A 25,510-nucleotide genomic window follows, 5' to 3' on the forward strand; every position below is an offset into this window, starting at 1 on the left:
ACGATCAGTGGATTCACGTCGATGTGGATCGCGCGAAGGAGTCACCGTTCGGCGGAACCATCGCGCACGGCAACTACACGCTCTCACTCGGCCCCAAGTTCTCGTACGCAATGTTCTCGCTCGAAGGTTTTGCGTTTGCTCTCAACTGCGGATTCGACAAGGTCAGGTTGCCTGCTCCGCTTCCGGTCGGCTCTCGTGTCCGCATGCGCGCGACGTTGAGCAAAGTCGAACCGATCAACGGCGGTGTCCAGATCACGGTGACGCAGACGTTCGAACGAGAACACGGTGACAAGCCCGTGTGCGTCGCCGAAATGTTGACCCGCGCGTATCACTGAAAGGTCAGGAGCCGAACATCTTTCGAATCGTGGTACCGAAGGGATGCTTCGCGGTGACACTGCCGAATCGCACCTTGCCGTGCACCACCAGATGCAGCGGGCCCATCTGTGGGCCGGACCGAACCTTGTTCGACGCGCTTCCGCCGACTGCCTCGACACCGTTCATGTCCACCGTCGCCTCTTCGGGAACGATCAGTGAAATCGAGCTGGCGTAGTCGTCGATCGAGATGTTCACGACCTGCGTCTGCATCACCGCGCGCGTGAAATCGATAGTCACACTGGACATTCTGGTGTCGACCACGACAGCTGGTGGAACGATCCAGGCACCGTTCCGCGTCACCGTCGCCATTCGTCCACGGATCACGGCAGCATTTGCCGCTCCGTAAGTACCTACAACCGGAGCCCCGACGGGAGCGCGGTAAGGCGGGCTCGGGTGAACCGGCGGCGGTTGGGGTTGGTACGTCGGCGCCGGGTAGGGCTGGCCTTGGTACATCGGCTGACCCGCGTTGGGATACGCGGGTGGGTCGTAGTCGGAGATCAGTGTGATGCCCGGAAGATCGGCGAGAACCGAGTTGAGCTCACCTCGTGTCTTTGCGGCCAAGGCAGTGTCCATGCGCTCGGTGAACTCACCGAGCGAGAGCATCCCTTGACCGACAGCTTTCTGCAGCAGCTCGCCGACATGCTCTCGTTCGGCATCGGATACGCGTAGATTCCTGGCCTCCATAATTTCCAGGATAAACGTTATTCGAGACCTTGTTCTATCGCGTATCGCGTGAGCTCGACGCGATTGGCCAACTGAAGCTTCCGAAGCGTTGCCTGCACATGGTTTTCGACGGTCCGGTGGCTGAGCGAGAGCCTCGTGGCGATCTGTTTTGCGCTCAGCCCCTTGGCGACAAGACGGAGCACTTCGGTCTCACGGTCGGTGAGCCGAGGCAGCTCGGGTGCGCGATCGTCGGCCGGTGCCGTCGACATCCGGCGGTACTCACCGAGCACCAATCCGGCGAGGCCGGGGGTGAAGACGGCTTGTCCGTCGAAAGTCGCTCGCACGGCCTCGAGCAGTTCCGCCACCGAAGCACTCTTGACCAGGTAACCCGACGCTCCGGCTTTGACCGCGTCGAGGACGTCGTCACGTTCGGCAGAGGCCGAAAGCACCAGTACCTTGCTCTTCGGCGAAACCTCGAGAACTGCGGTGGTGGCGTCGGCACCGTTTCCGTCCGGAAGGTTCATGTCCATCAGAACCACCGCTGGTTGCACGGCGGCGGCCCGGCGGCGCGCACTCTCGACACCCTCCGCCGTGGCGCTCACGGTGAAGCCGGCAGCTTCGAGGTCCCGGGAGACACCGTCGCGCCACATCGGGTGATCGTCGACGACCATCACCGTCACCGGATTCTCGCCATGTTCGTCAGCCACGCTCACTTTTTCCCTTCGGAACGTTGATCTCCCATTCGGTGCCCTCCCCCGGCCCGGTTTGCAGGACTGCAGTGCCGCCGAGCACCTGCACTCGACCGAGGATGGACTTCGATACTCCCATGCGGCCTTCGGCTTCGGCCTGCGCCAAGCGGCCCTCGGGGATTCCGACGCCGTCGTCGCGGACGCTGACGATCACCTCGTCCGGCAGATCTTCGAGCAATACGTATGCCTTCGCCGCGGGCCCGGCGTGCAGCCCGACATTGGACAGAGCATTGTCGACGATGGCTGCCAGTTCGATGGCTCGATCACGCTCGATAACGACGGGGTGCGCGGGCGTCGACACCGACACCGACGTGCTTGCCTGCGTGGTCAGCAGCGGACACAGATCCACTGTCTGTCCGCCGACGTCTGCCGCGGCGCCCGAAACCTGCTCGGAGATCAGCATTCTCAAGGCGACCTCCTGCTCACCGGCCAGAGCAGCCAGTTCAGCTGCCTCGCCGCCGAGTGCCGCACCTCGCCTGCGCACCATCGCCAGCACCTGCAGAACGCCGTCGTGTACTTCGCGTGCCAAACGCTCGCGCTCTTCGGTGGCCGCCGCCAGACGGACGGCTTGCTCGAGTTGTCGATGCGAGCGCCGAGCGGTGGTGGTGGCCAAGCCCAACGCCAGGCCGACCGATACGAGCACGGGAGCCGTCGCATCGCGCCAGAGGTCCAGGTTGACCTGGTCGCGGATGATCGCGCTGGCCGCCGAGATGACAACTCCGGACGCCATACCGAGCCACGGCCCGCCGAGAATTGCCGCGGAGATGACCGCGTTGGTGGCCCACAGCGTGGTGGGCAGCGTCTGGTGATTCTGATACCACTCGTGGTCGGAGACCAGCCTCGTCGACGCCATCAGCAAGATGACGACCACCTGATCGGCGATCACCACCTGATACCGCGGCAGCTTCTTCCCGAACAAAGCACCGGATGTCCCGAGCAACAGTGCCGACACCCCGGTCCACACGGCCATCAGAGCGACGAAGAACCAGCTGAGCCGAGAGTTGGTGTAGTCGGAGGCCGAGGCGAACTGGTAGCTGATCGCGTACACCAGCGTGACGAGCCGAAATGCCTGCGCCGCCCGCCACAGCGGGGCATCAGGGTCGGTGTCGACACCCGACGCCTCGCGAACGGTCGGCTGATAGTGCAGCCGACGACGGCGGGTGGGCTCAGTCATCGGGAGGAGTGGGGTTCACGATGCGAGGCTCGGCGCGCGGCTCGTCGGGTTCGGCGGGGAACAGTGGGGTTTCCGGATCTTCGACGTGCAGTTCGGCGTACGCGATGTCCGGGTCGTCGGCGAGAAGGGAACGAATAGCGGTATTCAGGACCGCGACGATCGGGACAGCCAAGAGCCCGCCGACGATTCCAGCGAGAACGATGCCCGTTGTAATGGCGAGAACGACTGCCAGCGGATGCAGGCGAACAGCGCGACCCAACAACAGCGGTTGCATCACGTGCGCTTCGAGCTGCATGACGCCGATGATGATGCCGAGGACAATCAGCGCCGTCAGGAAACCCTTCGTGACCAGAGCGACAAGCACCGCGAGAAAACCGGTCAGAAATGCACCGACGATCGGAATGAACGCGCCGATGAACACCAACGACGCCAGCGGCAGGGCGAGCGGCACCCCGAGGATCGCCAGGCCGGCACCGATACCGATCGCGTCGGCGGCGGCAACCGCGACCGTGGCGCGCACGTAGCCGATCAGCGACCCGAAACCTGCAGAACCGGCGATCCGTACGCGACGACGCGCGTCGGTGGGAACGATCCGGGTGACGAACTGCCAGATCTGGTCGCCGCCGTAGAGGAAGAAGATGAGAGTGAACAACGTCAGCAATGCCCCGGTGAAGATCTCGCCGATGACTGTCGCCGTGGTCAAAGCGCCGCTGGTCAGGGACTCACGATTGGATTGCACCGACTTGACGACCGAATCACCTGCCTGGCGGATCTGATCCTCGCTGAAGTGCAGCGGACCGCTGGTGAGCCAGTTCTGAATTTGCGTGACGCTGGCCGTGAACTGGTCGGTGAGCTGGGGCAACCCGTCGATGAACTGCTCGACGACAAACGTCATGATTCCCGCGACCAGCCCGATCGAGGCAAGCAGAACGACGATGACGGCTGCCGAGCGGGGAACACCCCACACCTGTAGCCGATCGACAATCGGGATCAGCAGAGCTGATGCCAGCAGAGCCAGCCCCACCGGGATGAGCACGGTTTCGAGGCGGAGTACGACGTACCCGAGAACCAACAGTCCGGCGAAGATCACAATGAGGCGCCACGACCATTCCGCAGCGATGCGCACGCCGGGATGCACCGCCCGAGCGTCGGCGGAGATGGGTTTGTTCATCCTCGATGCTCGCTCCGCACGCCCCCTGTTTGCGTTCACATCGCGAGCCTAACCGGCCCGGCCGACACAGGTGAGCGGACGAATAATCGGACGCGCGTACCAACACTTCGACCTCTGCCAGCTAAATTGAACCCTGTGCGGGCCTCATACAGAGCAATAGCGGTGACCATCCGCAGCCGGTGGCCCCTCTATATGCTCTCCATGCTCGCAGCCAATCTGATCGGCGCGGTACTGGTCTTTGCCTTCGTCCGGTACGGCGTGCCGATCCAGGAGTCCGACGCGATAGTTGCCGACCGGGTCCGCAACTTCGCGATCTTCGGCGTGTACCTGGCATTCGCCGGCGCCGTCAGCCTCACGGCGGCGGCGATGATGTTGAAGTCGGTCATTCGCTGGCGGCTGCGCGGGGGTCCACCCACGAGGTCCGAGCAGATGGCGGCACTGCACGCGCCGCTTCGCCAGGCCATCGTCCACCTGGTGCTGTGGATTCTGGGCGGCATCATCTTCGTGTTCCTGACCATCACCGAGATGCCCGGACTCGCGATCGCCGTGATCGTGACGGTCTGCATGGCCGCGACCACGACCTTCGGGTTCACCTACATGCTCGGTGAGCGCATTTTGCGTCCGGTCGCCGCCCAGGCCTTGAGCGAGGGCGAATTCGATCGGACCATGGCGCCTGGCGTCGGAACCCGGCTGGCGATGACCTGGGGTCTCGGCACGCTGATGCCCGTCGCAGGCATCATCTTGCTGTGCTCGACGCAGCTCACGACCGATCTCGAGTTCTCCCCCGACTCTCTCGCGTGGGCGATCCTGCTCATCTCGATCATGGCGATCGTGCAGGCCTTTGCGCTGTCGATGCTGACGGCTACCCAGATCTCCGATCCGATCCGCCAACTGCGACGCGCCATCGAGCGGGTGCAGCGCGGCGCCACCGACGTACGCGTCGAGGTGTTCGACGGCAGTGAGATCGGCCGGCTGCAGGTCGGCTTCAACCGCATGATGAAAGAGTCCGACGAGCGTCGTCTGCTGCGTGAGCTGTTCGGTCAGCACGTCGGCGAGGATGTGGCCCGGCGCGCGTTGAAGTTCGGTACCGAGCTGGGCGGCGAAACTCGATTCGTGGCAGTTCTGTTCGTCGACATGGTCGGATCCACCGGTGCCGCGGCCGAGCGCCCGCCGGGTGAAGTGGTCGAACTGCTCAACGAGTTCTTCCGTGTGGTCGTCGACGTCATCGATCGTCACCATGGTTTTGTCAACAAGTTCATGGGTGATGCAGCGCTCGCCATCTTCGGTGCACCACTCGATCGACCCGACGCTCCGACGGCAGCCCTCGCTGCGGCTCGCGAGCTGCGGTTCAAGCTCAACGACATCACCGGCCTCGACGTCGGAATCGGTGTGAGCGCGGGGCTCGCGGTCGCCGGCAACATCGGTGCTGCCGAACGTTTCGAGTACACCGTGATCGGTGATCCGGTCAACGAGGCGTCACGGCTCACCGAGCTCGCGAAACTTCGGCCCAGCCGGGTGCTGGCGTCGACGAGCGCGTTGTACTTCGCCGACGAAGAGGAACAGGCCGAGTGGGAACTCGGAGAGCAAGTCCAACTGCGTGGGCGCCGACGACTGACGCATCTGGCGTGGCCGGAAAAGTATCCAGAGGTCGATCCGGATCAAATTGGTTAGGGTGAGTCGATGGCTCAGCCTGGAAACACCCCACGGCGACTGAGACGACCACGCTCGCCCGTGGCCGAGACCAGTCGGGTCAGAGGGCGCTTCTGGTGGCTGAAGTGGCTGCTCGGGGTGGCTCTGATCGCTCTTCTGATCGTCGAAGGTGCAATTCTGTGGTCCAAGCTCAGTGAGTCCTGGCAAGCCTTGACCGAAATCCATTGGGGTTGGGTGGCCGCGTGCGTCGCGGCGCAACTCATTTCGCTCAGCGGATACGCGTCCGTTCAGCAACGTCTTCTCAATGCCGCCGGTGTGATTGCCGGTCACCTCAAGAACCTCTCGGTCATCTACGCCAGCACCGCGATGGCGCTGACGTTGCCAGCCGGCCAGGTCTTCTCGACCGCATTCACCTACAAGCAGACTCGGAAGTGGGGCGCTACACCAGTTGTCGCGTCTTGGCAGTTGGCGGTGTGTGGAGTGATCGCTGCGGCGACTTTGGCGCTGTTGGGTGCCGCGGGCGCGTTTGCCTTCGGCACCAAGGTCAGCCCTATAACGCTCACGATCTCGATCATCGGCATGGCGGCACTGTTCCTGGCGTTGCGATACATAGCCCAGAATCCCGGCAGTATCGAGCGAATCGGGCATCGAGTCCTAGCCCGCTACAACCGAATTCGCAAGAATCCGCTCGGCCACGGGATGCGACGCTGGTCCGAGATCCTGAAGCAACTGGATACGGTCGAGCTCAGCCGCACCGACTCGGTCATCGCATTCGGGTGGTCGGCCATCCATCGTGTCGCCGATGTCGCTTGTTTGGGTTTCGCATGTTGGGCTGTTGGCGCGGAGCCCTCTTTTGCTGGGCTCCTGATCGCTTTCGCCGCTGCAAAAGCAGTCGGCAGCATTCCGCTGGTTCCCGGCGGGCTGGGTTACGTCGACGCTGCTCTGGTCACCGCGCTGACGATCGCAGGGGCCGGCGGAGCGCAGGCAATCGCGTCGGTGTTCGTGTATCGGATGGTCAGCCTCGTCATGGTCGCTGTCGTCGGTTGGATCGTCTTCTTGATCACTTTCCGTGCAACCCACCACGAAGACCTCGAGATGGACCTCGAGTTCGAACGCCGCGAACAGCCGGGCGTCTAGCGTCGCAACGCTGCCGCCATGTCGTCGAGGTGTGCCCGGCTGATCCGAACGGCTGCCTCCGCGTCGCCGGCTTCGATGGCGTCCACCAACATTCGATGTTCGTCCGCGTCGGGCTGGCTGTGGGGATGCAGGTCCAGAACCGCGATCAACTCGATCAACGCAGCCCGCAGACGCGGTACAAAGGTCTCGAAGAGTTCCGACAGCACGGGATTGTGTGCCGCGTCCACCACTGCTCGGTGGACGGCGATGTCGGCGTCGACGAACGCTGCGTCGCCAGAGTGCGCTGCGGCAGTTCTACCGTCGAGCGCTTGCCGCAGAGCCGCGACGTCAACGGCATCGCGCCGCTGCGCAGCGAGGCGAGCTGCTTCGATCTCGACCGCGTTGCGCACCTCGACGACGTGAAGGATCGCCTCGGCTTCGAGCACTCGGGGCCACTGATCCGGAGGCGTCGTACTCCGTAGGAAGACCCCGGCGCCCTGCCGCGATTCGAGCATGCCGAGGCCCGCGAGAGTCCGCACTGCTTCCCTGATAGTGGACCGCCCGATACCCAACTGCGCAGCAAGAGTGGTTTCACCTGGAAGTTTGGCGCCGACTTCCCATTCACCGCTCACGATCCGCGCGCGTAGCAACTCCGCGGCCTGGTCGGTGAGCAGCCGACGCTCGACGATCGGGGACACGTGAACTCCTCAGGTTGTCTGATAAGTAATTTCGTTCTAGTGTAGCCCGCATGGCTACAGGAGCACTCCTTCTCGACTGCCGCGGCGGGGCCTGAAAGACCGGCACCCCTCCGCGGGGTTTCGCCATGCCGGTCTCTCGACTCGACCGCAGGAGAAACCAAAGATGAGTACTACCCGCGCCAACCGCTGGAACAACCAGAAGCCGTCACCCATGCCGTCCGAGCGCTATCGCGCCGCGTGGGATCGCGTCGACATTCCGACTTTCGAGCGGACGTGGCCGTCCAATCGCACGACCGCGGCGCCCCTGTGGGTGCCCGTCGATCTGCGTGACGGCAACCAAGCCCTCGCAGAACCGATGGACCCCGAACGCAAGCGTCGAATGTTCGAACTGATGGTGGCAATCGGCTACAAGGAAATCGAGGTCGGCTACCCCTCCGCGAGTCAGACCGATTTCGATTTCGTTCGCGACCTGGTGCGCTTCGATCTCGTTCCCGACGACGTCACTATCGTCGTATTCACTGCCGCGCGTACGGATTTGATCGAACGGACGTATCAATCGATCGAGGGGCTGCCTGACGCGGTCGTCCACATGTACACGGCGACTGCGCCGACGTGGAGAAACGTCGTTCTCGGCAAGGAGCGAGAAGAGTTGCACGACATGATTTTCCGCGCCGCGCAAGACGTTGCTCGTGGCGGCGAAGGCCACGACGGCTGGCGATTCGAGTTCTCACCCGAGGTCTTCAACCTCACCGAACCCGACTACATCCTGCAGGTCTGCAACAGTCTCACCGAACTCTGGGACGCCAGTCCCGATCGCCCGGTCATCCACAACCTCCCTGCCACAGTCGAAATCGCCACCCCCAACATCTATGCCGATCAGATCGAATACATGCACCAGAATCTGGCCCGACGCGATTCGGTGATCCTCTCGGTCCACCCGCACAACGACCGCGGCACCGGCGTTGCGTGCGCCGAACTGGCAGTGCTGGCCGGCGCACAGCGCGTCGAGGGATGCCTGTTCGGCAACGGCGAGCGGACGGGCAACGTCGACCTGGTCACACTGGGGCTGAATCTGCATGCACAGGGCGTCGATCCGGAAATCAACTTCTCCGACATCGACAAGATCCGTCGAACGGTGGAGTACTGCAACCGAATTCCCGTCCACGAGCGCCACCCGTACGGCGGCGATCTCGTGTACACGGCATTTTCCGGAACCCACCAGGACGCGATCAAGAAGGGCTTCGCGCATCACTACGAGAGCGCGGAGGCTGCCGGCGTCGATCCGGGATCGGCGCCGTGGGCGGTCCCCTACCTGCCGATCGACCCCGCCGACGTCGGCCGCGACTACCAGGCGGTCATTCGTGTGAACAGCCAGTCGGGCAAGGGCGGAATCGCATATCTGCTGCAGACCGAGTACGGGGTCGAACTCCCCCGGCGCCTGCAGATCGACTTCGCCTCGCGGGTGCAGCTCGAAACCGACGACTCGGGCACCGAAATGACTGCCGACAAACTGTGGAGACTGCTGCTGCGCGAGTACGGGTACAACGGAGGAGTGCGTCGGTACTCACTGGAACACACCGCCGACGGTGATCAGTTGTTCGTTGCCATCGATCGCAACGGGCGCGAGGTCACCGCCGCGGCCAGTGCGTCCGGCCCAGTCGAGGCATTGAGCAAAATCCTGACCGAACAGGGCTCGGCTGTCGAGGTCGTCTCGCTCACCCAGCATTCACTGCCCCGCAACCCGAATTCTTCCGGGAGTGCGAATTCGGCAGTCACCATTGCAGAGTGCGTGGTGAACGGTGAAGGACGCTGGGGCATTGCGGTGCATCAGTCGGTGACAGCGTCGGCGCTTCACGCGGTCTATGGCGCAAGCACAAACACTGTGATGCAGCTCACATGATCTTGCGGAAGGATTTCCCGGGGTCCATAGTTGAAGCTACAAGAACTTGAACATTCAACTACTTATTCAGGAGCTTCCATGACCACCGCAACCTTGCCCGCATTGACCGCCGGAACCTGGGTCATCGACACCGTCCACTCCACTGTCGGATTCTCGGTTCGCCACCTCATGGTTTCCAAGGTTCGTGGAACGTTCGACGAGTTCTCCGGAACGATCACCGTTGCCGAAGACGGAACCCCTGCCGTCGAGGCCGAGATCTCCGTGGACTCCATCAACACCAAGAACGAGCAGCGCGACGGCCACATCAAGTCCGCTGACTTCTTCGACGTCGAGAAGTTCCCGAAAGCCACCTTCAAGTCCACCGCAGTGCGATCCAAGGGCAGCGACTTCGTCCTCGCCGGCGACTTCACGCTCCACGGCGTCACCCGCGAGGTCGAGCTGAACCTCGAGTTCAACGGCGTCAACCCGGGCATGGGCCAGGGCCCCGTCGCCGGATTCGAGGCCACCACCGTCATCAACCGCAAGGACTTCGACATCTCCATCGAGATGCCCCTCGAAGGCGGCGGAGCAGTTGTCGGCGACAAGATCACGATCACCCTCGAGATCGAAGCCGGCCTCCAGGCCTAACAGCACTGTGCGCCTTTATTAACCGCCCGCGGTTAATAAAGGCGCACAGTCGTATGGTGTGAGCGTGAAGAAGTACGCACCATTCCTGCTGATCGACGCCATTCTTGTCATAATCTTCTGCGCGATAGGGCGCCGTACCCACGAAGAAGCCAATGCGCTCGCCGGTCTGGCGAAGACATCCTGGCCCTTCCTGACCGGCCTGGTGATCGGATGGGCTGCCACGTTCGCGCTCTACCGCGACAAGTTCAACGCCGTTCTCCTTGTTCCCACCGGCGTTGTCGTTTGGCTCGGCGCCGTCGTCATCGGGATGATCCTGCGAGTGTTGAGTGGCCAGGGCACCCAGTTCAGCTTCATCGTCGTCGCGACGCTGGTCCTCGGCGCGTTCCTTCTCGGTTGGCGCGCACTCGCTCCGCTGGTAGTGAAAATCCGCACCAAGTCGTAACCAAACTCCACGGCTCGGAACCACCCGAAATGCCCGAGCACGTAGGACACTTTTCGGATGAGCAACACTACGGAGCCCGTCGAACGTAGCGAGAAGGAAGACCGGGGGTTCTTCGGCCAACCCTTTGCGCTGGCGAACCTGTTCGGCGTCGAGATGTGGGAGAGGTTCTCCTTCTACGGGATGCAAGGCATCCTCATCTATTACCTGTACTACAGCGTCAGCGACGGCGGCCTCGGCATCAGCCAGGCGGCAGCGACCAGCATCGTCGGCGCGTACGGCGGCACCGTCTACCTGTCGACGATTCTCGGGGCGTGGGTGGCCGACCGACTGCTCGGCTCCGAGCGCACGCTCTTCTACAGTGCTTCGCTGGTGATGGCCGGCCACATCGCACTGTCGGTTCTTCCCGGCATGTGGGGTGTCGGCGTCGGCCTCGTCATGGTCGCCTTCGGCAGCGGCGGCTTGAAGGCCAATGCGACCTCTCTGGTCGGAGATCTCTATTCCGAACAGGATGTTCGCCGCGACGCCGGATTCTCCATCTTCTACATGGGCATCAACATCGGCGGTCTTGTCGGTCCGCTGCTCACCGGAGCCGTCCAGGACGCCTGGGGATTCCACGCCGGTTTTGCTCTCGCTGCCGTCGGCATGGCGCTCGGCCTGATCCAGTACACGCTGGGCCGCAAGCATCTTCACGGAATCGGTGCCGAACCAGGCAACCCGTTGCCCGCGGACAAGCGCGCACTCTACATCGGGATCGGCATTGCCGCGATCGTCGTCGTCGCGGTCGCCTCCGTCACCGGCTTGATCACGGCGGACAACATGTCCGACGTCGTTGTCGGACTCACGATCGTCGCGTCGGTCGGTTACTTCCTCCTCATGCTCACCAGCAAGAAGGTCACCAAGGTCGAACGCAGTCGAGTCTTTGCATTCATCCCGATGTTCATTGCGAGCGCGGCCTTCTGGTCGCTGTTTCAGCAGCAGTTCACCACCGTGCCGGTGATCTCAGACAAGCTCCTGGACCGCAATCTCTTCGGTTGGGACTTCCCGCCGACGTGGGTGCAGTCGATCAATCCGGTGTTCATCATCATCTTTGCCGGTGTGTTCGCAGCGATGTGGACCAAACTCGGTGACCGTCAGCCGTCGTCGCCGATCAAGTTCGCGCTCGGTACCGGCACGATGGGTCTGGCGTTCCTGGCGTTCATCCCGATCACCGGGGGCGGACCGAACAGTGCACCGCTCCTCGGCCTTGCCGGTGTGCTTCTGCTCTTCACCTTCGCCGAACTCTTCCTGTCCCCCGTCGGCCTTTCCCTTGCAACCAAACTCGCGCCCGAGCATTTTCACACTCAGATGGTGGCGTTGTTCTTCTTGTCCGTTGCATTGGGTTCTTCGATGGCGGGAACCTTGGCCGGTTACTTCGACATCGACGACAGTCGCCCGTTCTTCCTGATCATCGGTTTCTCGTCGATCGGAATCGGAGTGATTCTTGCTCTTGCCTCGCCGTGGATCAAGAAGCTGATGCAGGGCGTGAAGTAGACGGGCTCACTTCACCCACAACCACAGAGCCAACACGAATCCCGCTATCGCTACTGCCACACGCAGTACCGATGGCGGGATTTTCTTGACGACGGGCGGGCCACACCAACCTCCGGCCAACGCGCCGAGCGCCATCGCCAACGCGGCCACCCAATGCACCTGTCCAGAGAAGGCGAAGATGAGTGCAGCCACAAGATTGGCGACGCCGAGAAAGAAACTCTTCAGGATCGTTGCACGCCACACCGTTTCGGAAGTGAGGATGAGCGTCGCAGCCAGGAAGATGACTCCGGCACCGGCACCGAAATAGCCGCCGTAAACCGCGACGGCGAACAGTGCTGCCGAGTAGATTCCGGGGCGGTCACCGCCGCCGGACAACTCACGAATCTTCGGTTGCAGCAGCAGCGCGAGCGAGGCGAACACGACCATCGCCGGCACAACGGATTCGAACGAACCTTCCGGTGCCAGCCACAGGATGAGGGCACCGATGATGCCACCGGCCGCCGAATAGAGAGACCAGCGAACAAGTTTCGGACCGGTATCGGCAACTTCACGGGACGAGTTCGCCAACGCTCCGACGCCGACGGCCACCAACGCGACGGTATTGGTCATGTTCGCGCTGACCGGTGAGAGCCCGACGCTCAGCAGCGCCGGATACGAAACGATCGATGCAAGACCGGTGACAAAACCGACTAGACCGCTGAAGAATCCCGCTACGACGAGGAAAAGGAAATCGAGCAGGTTCACGAACCAGGAATCTACTCGCGGTGCCCGGTACTACTTGTCGGCAGGCTTGCCGAGTTCCTGGAAGAGCTTGTCCGTCATCTGCATTGCTCGATCGCCGCCGTCGGCGTCTGCGACGAACACTGCGAATGCGAAGTCTCCGCGTGATCCGTAGAACCAGCGATCGTCACCGCTCGCTGCACCGGCCGCCATCATGTCCGGGTACCCAGCCAGTCCGCCGGCGCCTCGCATGGCGTCACGCAGACGATTGTTGACGTCGCCGGGCAATGCCGTCGGCGTGACGTCGGCGGTAGCCGGTTGTCCGAAGACCATCATCGGCATCGGGGCACTGCCGCGGGCGATCGATGCCGCGAGCATCGCCATTCCGAACGGAGTTACCGTCGGCGCGCTCGCGTCGTTGGACGTCTTGTTGGCCATGACGTTGTTCATCGCCTGGTCCACGCCGGGGCGGTTCGCGGCAAGCACTGCTGTCTGCTGTTCGAGTCCCTGAATGTGGAAGCCGTTGCCGAGTCCGAGTTGCTGCCCGGTGTCGGCCAACTGCTCGGCTGACACGGCGCCGGGGTCGACGCCGTTCTGCATCGACGATGCGAGACGGACCAGATCGAGGGCACCGCCGGCCCGGCGCAACCCGGTGAAGGCGATCGGGCCCTGTTCGATGGCCTGATTGTTCTGTGCGGCAGCCAGAATGGCGCCGTCCGACGGGCGGATCGCGACGATGGCCGCAGGAGTACCTGCACTGACGACAGCTTCGATCGCGGCGAGTTGAGCGTGCGAGTCGAGGGTCGCGGCGACGTCGGGGCCGGGAGGTCCCTGGAAGCCGGCTTGCTTGATCGGGAATCCGTTGGGCTCGACCAGATTGACCGCCCAGCCGGCGGTGGCGTCGCGATTGGCCTGCCACACGGTCCGCAGTGGGTCCAGCAACGGCGAGTTGATGCGACGGTCGGAGGCGATCAGCTTGGGTGTCTTGACCACGACGACACCGGGGATCGCAAAATCGCTTTCCAGGTAGGCGTAGTCGGGATCGCGGAGCAGTACGGCGGTGACGGGCTTGCCGGGGTTTGCGGCGAGGTCGGCCAACATCGACTCCGAAGTGACCAACGGTGCGACAGGTTCGAGCACCGTGGCGAGGCGACGAGTGGTGTCGACGGGGTCCGGCATGGTGGCCGGGTCAAGAGTGATCGCGTTGATGGTCTGCTCGTTCATGAGCAGGGTGCCGGTGCTGTCGACTACCTTCGGCGGCGCTGCGTCCGTGCGGGTGTACGAAACGGTGCGACCGTTGCCGAGGTCGGGGACGAGGACCGACGGGTCCCAGGACACACGCCAGCCGACCGACAGATCACGAACCTCACCCTGCGACTGGTAGCTCCAGTCCTTGCCTTCGCCGAAGTTCCAGGACGCGTCGAGTGTGAAGAGTCCGGAGTCGCTACCCAGATCCATGACCTGAGCGACGTCGAAGTCGGTGGACTTGGCGGCCAGTCCGTCGAACATCTGCTGGATCGACGGCCGCGCCGCGTTGGGGTACGACGTGAGCGCCGCGGCAGCTTCGGCGTCGTGGTTGTTGAGGGCGGTGACGAAGTCCTCCACCACCGAGGCGGCGTCGGATTTCTTCTCCCCACCGATGACACACGACGCGAGCGCCACTGTCAGAACGACAGCAGTTATCGACGCAACGACATATTTTCCACGACGGTTGTGCTGTCCTCCGGGCCCCATGCATGTAACTCTTTACTTCTGTCACACGAGTAACAAGCACGGGATGCCTACGAACGTGTCACGGTTGAGCTACGACGGTGTGATCCAACTGCAACGGAAAACAGGTTTCAGCGCAGAAAAGTGCCCGCTACCTGCACTGCAGGCGAAGAGCTGTCCGCACCCGCGATGAATACCGCAAATGCGAGGTCTCCCTTGATTCCGACAAACCACCCATGTGCCGGGCCACCCTCGGTTTCGGCCGTGCCGGTCTTGCCGAGAAGCCCCGGAATGTCCTGCAACGACGTCGCCGTACCGCCGGTGACGGTCTCGCGCATCATCACCCGCAACTGTTCGGTCACCTCCGCGGGAGCCGGTGCAACGGTCTGATCTGCCACGCCGGGCTGTCCCTTGACCAACATCGGCGCGGGTGTCGTTCCGTTGGCGATCGAGGCCGCCACGAGAGCCATCCCGAAGGGCGTGGCGGTCACCGTGCCCTGTCCGATCGCGGACTCGACGCGTTCGGCGGGGGTGTTCGCGTCAGGGACGTTGCCCGTCACCGTCGTGAGTCCGGGGGTGACGTAGTCGACGCCGAGCCCGAACTGCAGCGCCGCTTTGTGCAGAGCATCGGCGGGCAGACCGACGGCCATCCTCGCCATTGTGGTGTTGCACGACTTCGCGAACGCGGTGTGCAGCGGAACCGATCCGAGGTCGAACTCGTCGTCGTTGGGAATCTGACGGCCCTCGATGTTCTCGGTACCCGGGCACGGCAGAACGGTGTCCGGTGTAGCGACGCCGGCTTGCAGGGCCGCGGACGTCGTCACGGTCTTGAACGTCGAACCCGGTGGGTACAGGCCGGTCAGAGCGATCGGGCCCTGTGCGTCGGCGGGGGCGTTCTGGGCCACCGCCAACACCGCTCCGGTCGACGGCTGCAGCGCAACGATCGCCGCCTGTTGTGTCACCCCGGCGAGCGCATTCTCGGCCGCGAGTTGCATCGGTCGGTCGATCGTTGTCGCGATGTTCGGAGCAACCGGCCCGTCTTGGCCGGCGACGGTGGTGACGGTTCCGTTCTGCTTCACCTGCTGTACCGCCCAGCCCGCGGACTTGTCCTGCCCCTCCTGCCACAGATCGGATAACCCACTGAAAGTCGGCGACGCCAGAGTTTTGTCCACCGAGAGCAACCGAGCCTGCGGCGCCAAGCTCACTCCGGGAATCGCCGCCAACCTCTCCTCGATCGGTGCAAGATCCTCGGCCCGCAAAGTGATTGCGGTGACCGGCTTCCCACTTGCCGACGCAAGATCGCCGCTCAGCGATGCCGCCGTGATCGTCGGTGCGACGGGCGAGAGAAGGGCCGCCACGGCTGCCGTGTCCACCGGGGGCACCGCGGCGGAATCGAGATTGACCAGCGTCACCACCTGCTGCTCCATGATCGGCTGGCCCGCCGCGTCCAGCACCGACGGCGGAGCACCGGTAGTGGGTGTGTAGCGCAAGGTCGTCGAGGAGGTCAGGTCCGGGGCCAACAGCGCCGGGTCCCACTGAATCAGCCAGTTGTCCCCGCTTTTCGACGCGTTTCCCTGCGTCGAGTAGTTCCAGTCCTGACCTTCACCGAACTTCCACGCCGCATCGAGTGTGAACTTCCCCGCAGAATCACCGGACTCGGTGGCGTCGGAGACGGTGAATGTTCCCTCGTCCTTGCCCAGCCCGTCGATCAGAGCCGAAATCGCAGTCGACGCCGCCGCCGGATCGGTGGTCAGGGCTGCCGCCGCTTGCACGTCATCGGACGTGAGCGCGGAGGCGAACTCCTCTGCCACTGATTTCGGCTGGTCAGGGCCAGAACTGCAGGCAACTACCGATCCTGCGGCCAATACCCCCAGAGCCACGGCAGCCACGGGACGACGGAAAGTTCGGAAGCTCTGACGAGCGTGTGAAAGGCGCACGACTCCGATCATGCCCGAATTTGTGGCGCCAGTTCGACTATCGGTGTAATCATGTAATCAGTGCAATAAACGCACGACACACTCCACCAACTCTCCGAGGAGAACGCCATGAAGAACTCACAAAACTCCGGCGACCGCAGGTTCGGCCGTCCCGGAGGTTGGCAACAGGCGTCGGTTCCCGACGCGAGTGATGCGTCCGACTGGTTTGCCGGTCGACTTCCAGATGACTGGTTCACCGGGACCGCCGACGTCCAGGTCGACCGCGAAGAAATCGTCGTGATCGGTGAACTCCCGGCAGTCGACGGTGGCGAGGCCGCCGCGGACGGAAGGATCTCACGCTTTCGCGAAACCACGCGCGCCGACCGGATGCGCATCGCCGACGAGGCCGAGGCTCGCTACGGGCGCAAGGTCGCCTGGGGTGTACGTCTGGACGAAAAGACCGTCCTGTTCACACATCTCGCAGTTCCGGTGATGACACGACTACGTCAGCCCGAACGCAAGGTTCTCGACACCTTGGTGGACGCGGGAGTTGCTCGCTCCCGAGCGGACGCTCTCATGTGGACAGTCCGGTTGGCGGGCAAGCACAGCGAACAATGGCTCACCGAACTCCGCGAAGCGATGTCGAAGGTCGACGACCTCCGATCCGAGGGTCCGAAAATCTGACGGCCCGAAAATCCGAGCACCGAACACCGACGAGACCGACAGCACAGAATAATTCGATTGCACGGGACCGTTCGAGTGTTCTAACCTGGAACACGAATCATTCCCGACAGAACAGGAAACGGGCCGTTGCTCCTCTAGAGGTTCATCACGCGAAGGCACTCGCACCCATCAGCACTTGCTGAGCCGGGCGCACAGTCCAAGCACCCTCTGGAGTACTCATGACCCAATCCCATCTTTCTCTGTCGCTCTCGGATCTCACCTTCATCTGGCCGGACGGCGAATCAGTCTTTTCCCACACCAATTTTGTATTCCCCAGTGGCCGTGTCGGTCTCGTGGGACTCAACGGATCGGGAAAGTCGACTCTGCTGCGATTGATCGCAGGAGAGCTCTCACCGGAATCCGGATCCGTGACCGCTTCCGGCGAGGTCGGCTACCTCCGTCAGGACATCACACTCGATCCGAGCGTTCGGGTGGATGACATCCTCGGTATCCACGAACTCCGAAACGCATTGCACCGCATCGAAACCGGCGACGGCTCCGAATCCGACTTTGCGCTCGTGGACAACAACTGGGATATCGAGGAGAGCGCTCTCTCCACCTTGCATCGACTCGGCCTCGAGAAGGTGGTTCCGGATACCGCAGCATTGAGCCGAACTGTCGGCACCCTCTCCGGCGGAGAGACCGTCTTACTCGGCTTGACCGCAACGCTGCTGAAGAATCCACAGGTACTTCTCCTGGACGAGCCGACCAACAACCTGGATCGCGACGCTCGATCACGAGTTCATGCTGCAGTCCAACAGTTTCCGGGAACCGTACTGATCGTCAGCCACGACCGGGAACTGCTCGACACCGCGGAGTACACGATCGAACTACGTCGGGGGGATCTACGCGTGTTCGGCGGCAACTACTCGCACTACCAGGAGGTCGTGACCGCTGAGCAGGAAAACGCACTCGCCACCGTTCGCGACGCCAAGGCCGATCTGGCAAAGCAGAGCCGCGAGCTGATCGACGCTCGAACGAAACTGGACCGGCGTAAGCGCTATGGGCAGAAGATGTTCGAGAACAAGCGGATGCCGCCGATCATCGCGCAGACACGAAAACGTCAGGCCCAAGTTTCAGCGGGAAAGCTGGCCCTCAACCATATCGGGAAGGTGGACGAGGCCAAGTCTGTCCTGTCGGAGGCAGAGGAACTCCTTCGAGACGATCGCGAGATTCGTCTGGATCTGCCTGCTACAGAGGTTCATCCGGGGCAGCAGGTTGCGCGGCTCGACGAGGTGACGTTGCAGAGCGGCCAAGTGGTATCGCTCCAGATCACCGGACCGGAGCGGATTGCGATAGTGGGACGCAACGGAATCGGCAAGACGACGTTGCTCGATGCACTCGCCGCGTCGACTCCGTTCGTAGCCTCTCGTGCGCTCCCCCAACGTCTCGACGTGTTCGACGAGGACCTCTCGGTGGCGGACAACGTCGCGTTGGCCGCGCCACACGCGACAGCCGAGGAAATTCGCGGGCAGTTGGCACGGTTCCTTTTCCGGGGAACGGATTCCGACGTATCGGCATCCGCACTCTCCGGCGGTGAACGATTGCGTGCGGCGTTAGCCACGATCCTGCTGGCCGAACCCGCGCCCCAGCTGCTTCTTCTCGACGAGCCGACCAACAACCTGGACCTACCGAGTCTCGCCCACCTCACGCAGGCACTTTCCGATTTTCGCGGCGCCATGGTGGTGGTGAGTCACGATCTGCCGTTCCTTCGCGGCATCGGCATAACGCGATGGATCAGCATGGACGAGACTGGTATTCGAGACATCGATCCCGAGTAGGCCGACGGTTGACGCTGTCGGTGCTCGACGGTCTGGCCTACCGTGGGGCGATGTGCCTTCACCTCGACGCAACCGCCGCGCTGTCGCTCGCAGGTTGGGTTCGCGAAGAACCCACTCGATCGGCCTCTGCCCCAGTTCCGCAACCACTGGTCGGCGGTTGTGACCAACTCGTAGTGTGGGCGAGTTCGTTCTCCGTACTTGCCAGCTCCGACGACCAGGTGTGGTTTCTCTCGGCGGAGAACTATGCCGGTGGCGTTGGCGTCAGCGATGAGGCGTTTCCCTGGAATGCGTTCCGGCACGAGAGCCTGGCGGTCGCTTCCGGGCCGGCGGAGCGCGCGGCGATCAACGCCTTCTGGTCCACTCACCTCCCGGTCCTGCTGTCGGTGCGCAATGGGTACGAGTACTTGGCGCTCGCACCCGACGGTCAGGTTGTCCGTGGAGGAGAGCCGGAGTTCGAGGAGGTCACCATCGTCGCCGCTGATTTCGAGGCTCTGATTCGGGGCATAGCCGCAGGCGTCAGCACTGCAGACCCCTCCACCGATGCATTGCTTGGAACAGTGGGTACTGCCCCGCCGGGCAGTGACCAGTAGCTCTGGGGGAGGCCGAGTTGACGGCCCGACTGTTCGTGAGAGTCCACGCCATCCGTCGAATGGGACCGGACGACTACTCGAGTTCACGTGCGTAGCAACTGGCACCCATACTGGACGGGTGTTGCACGACGTGAGAAATCCGGTGGACGGTGCGCGGATCACCTATCAGATCGTGGGCGATGGCCCACCCCTGTTGATGGTGCACGGCACAGCGTTGTCGCGCTCCATCTGGCGTGGCTTCGGGTACGTCAAGGCACTTCAGGAGCAATATCGTCTGATCCTCGTCGACATGCGGGGTCACGGACGCAGTGACAAACCACACGACTCCGATTCGTATGCAATGGATCTGGTGGTCGGCGATCTCCTGGAGATCCTCGACACGGAGTCTCCGTTCGAGCCGGCACACGTCCTCGGATACTCGTTCGGCGGACGTTCGGTGATGTCGCTGACAGTCGAGCACTCCGAACGGGTGCGATCGCTGACCGTCGGGGGCGGTAGCAGCCGACCGATGACGGGCGCGTTCGACGCATTGTTCTTCCCGGGTTGCATCGACGTACTCGAAAGCGGCGGTATCGAGGGATTTCTGACCGGTTGGGGCGTGAGGCGCGGCAAACCGGTGGATCCTCAGACTGCGACTGCCTTCCGAATCAATGATGCCATCGCGCTCGCTGCCTACATGCGCCGCGCAGAGAAGGAGCACGGCATCGACGACGCCGTGCTGCAACGGATCACCACACCGGCGTTGTTGTTCGTCGGATCGAGAGATCGCGAGCGCCTGCCGGATACCGAGCATCTCGCGTCGCTGATCCCGGACAGTGCCTTGACTGTGATCGAAGGGGCTGACCACGCAAGCGCAGTCGCAGACTCCGATGCTGTACTGCGTGCGCTCATTCCGTTCCTGAGCCGACAGTAGTCCGCCTTCAACCTCTCGCTACTGCGATGTGAGCACTCTCGACTCCAACGCGGTCACCGGTGGTTGCCGCAAGTCCAAGCGCCTCAACAACTGGGCATTCGCGGCAACGACCACAGTGGATACCGACATCAGGATTGCTCCGACCTCCATCGGCAGCACGAACCCGACGGGCGCCAGTACTCCCGCAGCGAGGGGAACCGAGATCGCGTTGTATCCCGCTGCCCACCAAAGGTTCTGAACCATCTTGCGGTAGGTGGCGCGGGAGAGCTCGATGACCGAGCTCACCGAACGCGGATCATCGCTGGCCAGAACAACTCCCGCCGACGCGATCGCCACGTCGGTTCCGGCACCGATCGCGATGCCCACATCCGCCTGGGCGAGTGCCGGCGCATCGTTGACCCCGTCACCGACCATCGCCACGCGGTGGCCCGCAGCCTGAAGCCGAGATACCTGCGCTCCCTTGTCCTGCGGAAGCACTTCGGCGAAAACTTCGTCGATCCCGAGCCTGCGAGCCACCGAATGGGCCACGGCCTCCGCGTCTCCGGTGACCATGGCCACCCGCACACCGCGAGCATGGAGGGCGTCGACGGCCAATGCTGATTCCGGACGAATCTCGTCGGCCAATGCCAATGCGCCGATTACCTTCTCGTCACGCACTACATGCAGGACGGTCGACCCGTCACTGAGCCACTCTTCGGTCCCCGGGATCGCGGTGGCCCCGACCGATCGCAGCATCCCCGGTCCGCCGACACCGACGCGTGCACCGGCGACGTCCGCAGCAACCCCGATCCCGTTGTGCGCCTGAAAGTCGGAACCCGAAGTGAATTCGAGCGACAACTCCCGCGCCGCCGCGACGACGGCGCGCCCGAGTGGATGTTCGCTGTCGAACTCGACGGCAGCCGCTGCGCTGAGAACGTCGTCATCGGAATACCCGTCGACACCGCGTACACCGACCACTGCGGGCTCCCCCTTGGTGAGAGTGCCGGTCTTGTCGAAGAGAACGGTGTCTACGTTACGCATCGCCTCGAGGGCCATGCGGTCGGTGATCAAGATCCCAGCCCGAGCCGCCCGTTCCGTCGCGATCGAGACGACCAGTGGAATCGCCAACCCGAGCGCGTGCGGGCAGGCGATCACCAGAACGGTGATCGTCCGGGTGACTGCGCTCTCCGGGGTGCCCCAGATACTCCAGGCGATCGCGGTCAGCACTGCCGCGCCCAGTGCGTACCAGAACAGCAGAGCAGCGGCCTTGTCCGCCAACACCTGCGCGCGACTCGACGAGTTCTGGGCTTGTTCGACCAGGCGCCGGATACCGGCGAGCGCGGTGTCTTCTCCCACGGCGGTGACTCGAAGCCGAAGTGCCGAGTCGGTGGCTACCGTGCCGGCCACCACCTGATCTCCGACAGTCCGGCGGACGGTCTTCGACTCGCCTGTAATCATGGATTCGTCCATGTCGGCGCTTCCCTCGACCACCGTTCCGTCCGAGGGAACACGGGCCCCGGGACGAACTATCACCAGGTCGCCGGTCGCCAGAGCTGCGGTGGGCACGGTTTCCACCGATTCCCCCACCACCCGTTCTGCCTCGTCGGGCAGCAAAGCGGCAAGTGAATCCAAGGCGCTCGATGTCTGACTGAGCGAACGCATCTCGATCCAGTGGCCCAACAACATGATCACGATCAGAAGCGCGAGCTCCCACCAGAAATCGAGAGTGTGATCCACCCAGTGCAGACTCGCAGACCATGACGCGAAGAAAGCCACGGTGATCGCGAGCGCGATCAACAGCATCATTCCCGGCTGCCGAGAACGGATTTCGGCAACAGCGCCGGCGATGAACGGCTTGCCACCCCAGAAGTACATCACCGTGCCGAGTACCGGTGAGATCCATTCCACCAGAGAGTTTTCCGGCAGTGTGTACCCGACCAGATCAGCGAACATCGCGTCTGCCGCAACGACCGGAACCGCGATGACCAGCATGACTGCAAACAACGTCCGGAACTGTGCGACGTGATCCCCGTGACCACCGTGTGCCCCATGCTCCATCTGGCCATGGCTCATCTCGCTATGGTCCATCTGGCCATGGTCCATCTGACTGTGATCCATGTGGCGGTCATCCCCTCGCGTGTGATTGCAGCACAGCACCGGTCAAGCCATCAGCCTCGAACGTATGCCCAGGTAGCCACCCGAGCAAGGTCACGCGGCCAAGGCCTCCTGTTCAACTCCCCTTCAACATCGCTTCCATCTGAGTGATTTCCGCCTGCTGACCGGCAATGATCGCTTCTGCCATCTTCTCCGCCGACGGGTCGAGCCCGTTGTCGAGTTCGGTCTGGGACATGGTGATGGCACCCTTGTGGTGCTCGATCATCATCGTCAGCCACAACTTGTCGAACTCCGCGCCACTGGCATCGGTGAGGGCGGTCATGTCGTCGGCCGACATCATTCCCGGCATCTCGGCCATCCCGACGCCGTGTCCCGCGTGCGCCGACTCATCCATGCCCTCCATCGAACTCGACGAAGGCTCGGGGCGTCCCCACTCCGTCAACAATTCGGTCATCTGAGCCATCTCCGGGCCTTGCGCTGCCTCTATCTGCGCTGCAAGAGAGAGAAGTTCGGCATTGTCGGTTCGACCGTCGACCATTCTGGCCATGTCCAATGCCTGCGCGTGATGCGGGTACATCCCTTCGAGAAACTCGATGTCGGCAGCATTGACACCCGAAGGAATCTCCGACTGTGCTGCAACACTGGTTGTTTCGGAGGAATGGTTGATGCTCTCCCCGGAGTTGTCCGAGCATCCGGCAATCAACAGTGCTGCCGCTGCCACAACCGGAACGAACCGCGCGGCGCTCTTCCTGACCGTCAAAGACATGTTTTCACTCCCGAGAATTGATTCTGTTCGATATGCACTGCACCACAATTGATTTGACAAGAGTGCTGCACATGCACAGTTGCCACGTTACCGGCGAAAATCCACCGCGAAGCCCGATAACCGGCTCGAACAGGCTTCCTTCATCGAATCTTCACAGTCGAGTGGAAACCACCACGCGCCAGCAATGCAGACACGCAGTCGACTAACCTCGGTCTGATGAGCGCCGAACTACGACCTGGCGAGGAACCGGGGCGCGTTCTTGTCGTCGACGACGAGACTGCCCTCGCCAAGGTTGTCGCCAACTATCTGACACGCGAAGGATTCACCGTGCGCCTCGCCCACGACGGGCCGAGCGCGGTACGTTCGGTGCGCGAATTCGAGCCCGCGCTGATAGTGCTCGATCTAATGCTCCCGGGCTTCGACGGCATGGAAGTCTGCCGACGAATCCGTACCTTCTCCGATGCGTACATCCTGATGCTGTCCGCCCGCGGTGAAGAGTCGGACAAGGTGACGGGTCTGGCGGCCGGCGCAGACGACTACGTGGTCAAACCCTTCGGCCCCCGCGAACTGGTTGCGCGAGTGAAAGCACTGCTCAGACGGCCACGCGCGTCGAGTTTGCTGCCAAAAGTGCTGCCGACGCCTCCCGGTCTCGACATCGACGTCCTCGCCCGCACCGTGCATGTCGACAACCACCCTGTCGATCTCACTCCCACCGAGTTCGCGTTGCTCTCCGCGCTTGCATCCCGACCCGACGCTGCCTGGAGTCGGGCCGAGATCATCGCCTCGGTGTGGGGCTCGTCCTGGTTCGGGGACCAGCACATCGTCGACGTCCATGTGCGTGCATTACGCCGCAAACTCGGCGACGACGCGACCGATCCTCGGTTCATCAGAACCGTCAGGGGCGTCGGATACTCCCTGAGGTCGTCATGAACGAGGTCGTCATGAAGAAACTCGGGCTACGCGGAAAACTGCTGCTGGCGCAGCTTGTCGTCCTGTTCGTCTCCTGCCTCGCCATCGCCGCAGTCGCCATTGCCGTCGCTGCCCCGCTCTTTCACAACCACCTCATGATGGCCGGCATCGAAGACTCGAATGTCCGTACCCACACCGAAGAGGCATTCGCTCAGACCATGACCATTGCACTGTTGTGCGGGATCGCGGTCGCACTGGTGGGCGCAAGCATCGCCGCGGTCTACATCGTCCGACGCATCACGGCCCCGATCACAACGCTCGCGGAGGCGGCGCAAAGCGTCGCCGACGGGAACTTCGACGTGACTATCGACAGGTCTGACGTGGACGCAGATTTCACGCGTCTCGAAACTGCCTTTGCCGACATGGCGGCACGCCTTGATCATTCGGATCGGGTCCGCAAACGCCTGCTTGCCGATCTTGCCCACGAATTACGCACTCCGGTATCGACTTTGGCTGCGTACGTGGACGGCATCGAGGATGGCGTCCTCCCCACGGACAACTCTTCATGGTCGGTCATGCGCGATCAACTCGAAAGACTGCGTCGGCTCTCTTGCGATCTGGCGGACGTCTCCGCGGCCGACGAACACGCTCTCGAACTCGATCGCCGAGACGAGAAGATCGACGACATCGTTTGCAGCGCAACGGCAGCAGCGGCGCCACGTTTCGCCGATCGTGGAGTCGAATTGACAACCGCGCTACCTCCGCAACCGATCACGGCCGAGGTCGATCGCCAACGAATCGAACAGATCCTCGCCAATCTGCTCGAAAACGCATTGCGGCACACTCCGAGCGGAGGTTCGGTGACGGTGACACTCGCACGGGAAGGTGACCACCTCTCGGTGTCCGTCACCGACACCGGTGACGGAATTCCCGCAGACCAACTCGAATCAGTCTTCGACCGTTTCCATCGCGGTGATCGATCCGACGGTTCCGGTTTGGGGCTCACGATTGCGCGCAGCCTCGCGCTCGCACACGGCGGCGATCTGTCGGCGCTCCGAAACGAGCAACCTCTCGGCAGCACGCTGATCCTCACCTTGCCGACAGGTTTCAGGCTGCCGCTTTGAACGGATCGTGCTCGGCGATCAGCTTCTCGAGTCGAGCCTCGTCCACTCGAACCCTGACTGTGGATGCCTCCTGCTGATCACGAATCACCTTGGCCAACGTGAACGTACTGGTGACCAAGAACAGCAAGGACATTCCGAGAAATCCGCGTTGCCACGCATCGATCGGAAG

Annotated in this window: 24 protein-coding genes; 13 read left to right on the forward strand and 11 right to left on the reverse strand. The window is 62.8% G+C overall.

What is annotated here, in order from left to right:
• Positions 1-335, forward strand: a 335-nt coding sequence (locus tag A2J01_RS03325; RefSeq protein ID WP_064111936.1) for a MaoC family dehydratase, incomplete at its 5' end; no start/stop codon positions are given.
• Positions 336-339: 4 nt separating this feature from the next.
• On the opposite strand, the gene A2J01_RS03330 is transcribed toward A2J01_RS03325, so the two are convergent.
• Genes A2J01_RS03330 through A2J01_RS03345 form a run of 4 tightly spaced genes read right to left on the reverse strand, consistent with a single transcriptional unit; the run spans position 340 to position 4,132 of the window.
• On the reverse strand, positions 340-1,059 hold the full coding sequence (locus A2J01_RS03330; RefSeq protein ID WP_007734485.1) for a DUF1707 SHOCT-like domain-containing protein: 720 nt from the start codon (positions 1,057-1,059) through the stop codon (positions 340-342).
• A gap of 17 nt (positions 1,060-1,076) precedes the next feature.
• Positions 1,077-1,709: a response regulator gene (locus A2J01_RS03335; protein ID WP_047269712.1), complete on the reverse strand. Its 633-nt coding sequence runs from the start codon at positions 1,707-1,709 to the stop codon at positions 1,077-1,079.
• Positions 1,710-1,737: 28 nt separating this feature from the next.
• The gene (macS, locus tag A2J01_RS03340; protein ID WP_003945490.1) at positions 1,738-2,961 is read right to left on the reverse strand and encodes a MacS family sensor histidine kinase; all 1,224 of its coding nucleotides are present in this window, start codon (positions 2,959-2,961) and stop codon (positions 1,738-1,740) included.
• Positions 2,954-4,132: an AI-2E family transporter gene (locus tag A2J01_RS03345; protein ID WP_007734480.1), complete on the reverse strand. Its 1,179-nt coding sequence runs from the start codon at positions 4,130-4,132 to the stop codon at positions 2,954-2,956. Before A2J01_RS03345 ends, macS begins: the two co-directional genes overlap by 8 nt.
• Positions 4,133-4,324: 192 nt before the next feature.
• Here A2J01_RS03345 and A2J01_RS03350 point away from each other — a divergent pair, with 192 nt between their 5' ends.
• Positions 4,325-5,803, forward strand: coding sequence for an adenylate/guanylate cyclase domain-containing protein (locus tag A2J01_RS03350; protein WP_003945952.1), 1,479 nt, complete (start codon positions 4,325-4,327; stop codon positions 5,801-5,803).
• Positions 5,804-5,812: 9 nt separating this feature from the next.
• Positions 5,813-6,919, forward strand: a complete 1,107-nt coding sequence (locus tag A2J01_RS03355; protein WP_042452628.1) for a lysylphosphatidylglycerol synthase transmembrane domain-containing protein — start codon at positions 5,813-5,815, stop codon at positions 6,917-6,919.
• Here A2J01_RS03355 and A2J01_RS03360 read toward each other — a convergent pair.
• Positions 6,916-7,596, reverse strand: coding sequence for a FadR/GntR family transcriptional regulator (locus tag A2J01_RS03360; protein WP_007734477.1), 681 nt, complete (start codon positions 7,594-7,596; stop codon positions 6,916-6,918). The genes A2J01_RS03355 and A2J01_RS03360 overlap by 4 nt on opposite strands.
• A gap of 163 nt (positions 7,597-7,759) precedes the next feature.
• On the opposite strand from A2J01_RS03360, the gene A2J01_RS03365 reads away from it, so the two are divergent.
• The 4 genes from A2J01_RS03365 to A2J01_RS03380 all read left to right on the forward strand — a co-directional run bounded on the left by A2J01_RS03365 (position 7,760) and on the right by A2J01_RS03380 (position 12,095).
• A complete protein-coding gene (locus A2J01_RS03365) occupies positions 7,760-9,496 on the forward strand; it encodes a 2-isopropylmalate synthase (RefSeq protein ID WP_064111939.1) in 1,737 nt (578 codons plus the stop codon).
• Between the two features lie 78 nt (positions 9,497-9,574).
• On the forward strand, positions 9,575-10,123 hold the full coding sequence (locus tag A2J01_RS03370) for a YceI family protein (protein WP_003945643.1): 549 nt from the start codon (positions 9,575-9,577) through the stop codon (positions 10,121-10,123).
• Between the two features lie 64 nt (positions 10,124-10,187).
• Complete coding sequence (locus tag A2J01_RS03375) at positions 10,188-10,565, forward strand: DUF3054 domain-containing protein (protein ID WP_003945710.1); 378 nt, start codon at positions 10,188-10,190, stop codon at positions 10,563-10,565.
• 57 nt (positions 10,566-10,622) lie between these two features.
• On the forward strand, positions 10,623-12,095 hold the full coding sequence (locus A2J01_RS03380) for a peptide MFS transporter (RefSeq protein ID WP_003945468.1): 1,473 nt from the start codon (positions 10,623-10,625) through the stop codon (positions 12,093-12,095).
• Positions 12,096-12,101: 6 nt separating this feature from the next.
• On the opposite strand, the gene A2J01_RS03385 is transcribed toward A2J01_RS03380, so the two are convergent.
• The 3 genes from A2J01_RS03385 to A2J01_RS03395 form a co-directional block, all read right to left on the reverse strand.
• A complete protein-coding gene (locus A2J01_RS03385) occupies positions 12,102-12,839 on the reverse strand; it encodes a sulfite exporter TauE/SafE family protein (RefSeq protein WP_064111941.1) in 738 nt (245 codons plus the stop codon).
• A 30-nt stretch (positions 12,840-12,869) separates the two neighbouring features.
• The gene (locus A2J01_RS03390; protein WP_064111943.1) at positions 12,870-14,549 is read right to left on the reverse strand and encodes an NTF2-like N-terminal transpeptidase domain-containing protein; all 1,680 of its coding nucleotides are present in this window, start codon (positions 14,547-14,549) and stop codon (positions 12,870-12,872) included.
• A 107-nt stretch (positions 14,550-14,656) separates the two neighbouring features.
• Positions 14,657-16,474 (reverse strand): penicillin-binding transpeptidase domain-containing protein, encoded by a 1,818-nt coding sequence (locus A2J01_RS03395; protein WP_042452633.1) that lies wholly within the window; start codon positions 16,472-16,474, stop codon positions 14,657-14,659.
• Positions 16,475-16,570: 96 nt separating this feature from the next.
• Here A2J01_RS03395 and A2J01_RS03400 point away from each other — a divergent pair, with 96 nt between their 5' ends.
• The 4 genes from A2J01_RS03400 (at position 16,571) to A2J01_RS03415 (ending at position 20,448) form a co-directional block, all read left to right on the forward strand.
• Positions 16,571-17,125 (forward strand): hypothetical protein, encoded by a 555-nt coding sequence (locus A2J01_RS03400; protein ID WP_003945732.1) that lies wholly within the window; start codon positions 16,571-16,573, stop codon positions 17,123-17,125.
• Positions 17,126-17,343: 218 nt separating this feature from the next.
• Complete coding sequence (locus A2J01_RS03405; RefSeq protein WP_042452635.1) at positions 17,344-18,945, forward strand: ABC-F family ATP-binding cassette domain-containing protein; 1,602 nt, start codon at positions 17,344-17,346, stop codon at positions 18,943-18,945.
• A gap of 8 nt (positions 18,946-18,953) precedes the next feature.
• A complete protein-coding gene (locus A2J01_RS03410; RefSeq protein WP_231915694.1) occupies positions 18,954-19,535 on the forward strand; it encodes a hypothetical protein in 582 nt (193 codons plus the stop codon).
• A 142-nt stretch (positions 19,536-19,677) separates the two neighbouring features.
• Entirely contained in the window at positions 19,678-20,448 is a 771-nt protein-coding gene (locus tag A2J01_RS03415; protein WP_058039300.1) for an alpha/beta fold hydrolase, read from the forward strand.
• Positions 20,449-20,466: 18 nt separating this feature from the next.
• Here A2J01_RS03415 and A2J01_RS03420 read toward each other — a convergent pair whose 3' ends face one another.
• Positions 20,467-22,515: a heavy metal translocating P-type ATPase gene (locus A2J01_RS03420; RefSeq protein ID WP_228232459.1), complete on the reverse strand. Its 2,049-nt coding sequence runs from the start codon at positions 22,513-22,515 to the stop codon at positions 20,467-20,469.
• A 142-nt stretch (positions 22,516-22,657) separates the two neighbouring features.
• Positions 22,658-23,308, reverse strand: a complete 651-nt coding sequence (locus A2J01_RS03425) for a DUF305 domain-containing protein (protein ID WP_007734459.1) — start codon at positions 23,306-23,308, stop codon at positions 22,658-22,660.
• Between the two features lie 216 nt (positions 23,309-23,524).
• On the opposite strand from A2J01_RS03425, the gene A2J01_RS03430 reads away from it, so the two are divergent.
• Both A2J01_RS03430 and A2J01_RS03435 read left to right on the forward strand, forming a co-directional pair.
• On the forward strand, positions 23,525-24,238 hold the full coding sequence (locus A2J01_RS03430) for a response regulator transcription factor (protein ID WP_007734457.1): 714 nt from the start codon (positions 23,525-23,527) through the stop codon (positions 24,236-24,238).
• 11 nt (positions 24,239-24,249) lie between these two features.
• Entirely contained in the window at positions 24,250-25,341 is a 1,092-nt protein-coding gene (locus tag A2J01_RS03435; RefSeq protein ID WP_064111951.1) for a sensor histidine kinase, read from the forward strand.
• On the opposite strand, the gene A2J01_RS03440 is transcribed toward A2J01_RS03435, so the two are convergent.
• A partial coding sequence (locus A2J01_RS03440; RefSeq protein ID WP_269455271.1) for a YiaA/YiaB family inner membrane protein occupies positions 25,325-25,510 on the reverse strand: 186 nt, incomplete at its 5' end. The two genes, A2J01_RS03435 and A2J01_RS03440, sit on opposite strands and share 17 nt — an antisense overlap.

Origin of the sequence: Rhodococcus sp. EPR-134 (genome assembly GCF_001647205.1) — a bacterium.
GTDB classification, from domain to species: Bacteria; Actinomycetota; Actinomycetes; order Mycobacteriales; family Mycobacteriaceae; genus Rhodococcus_F; species Rhodococcus_F qingshengii.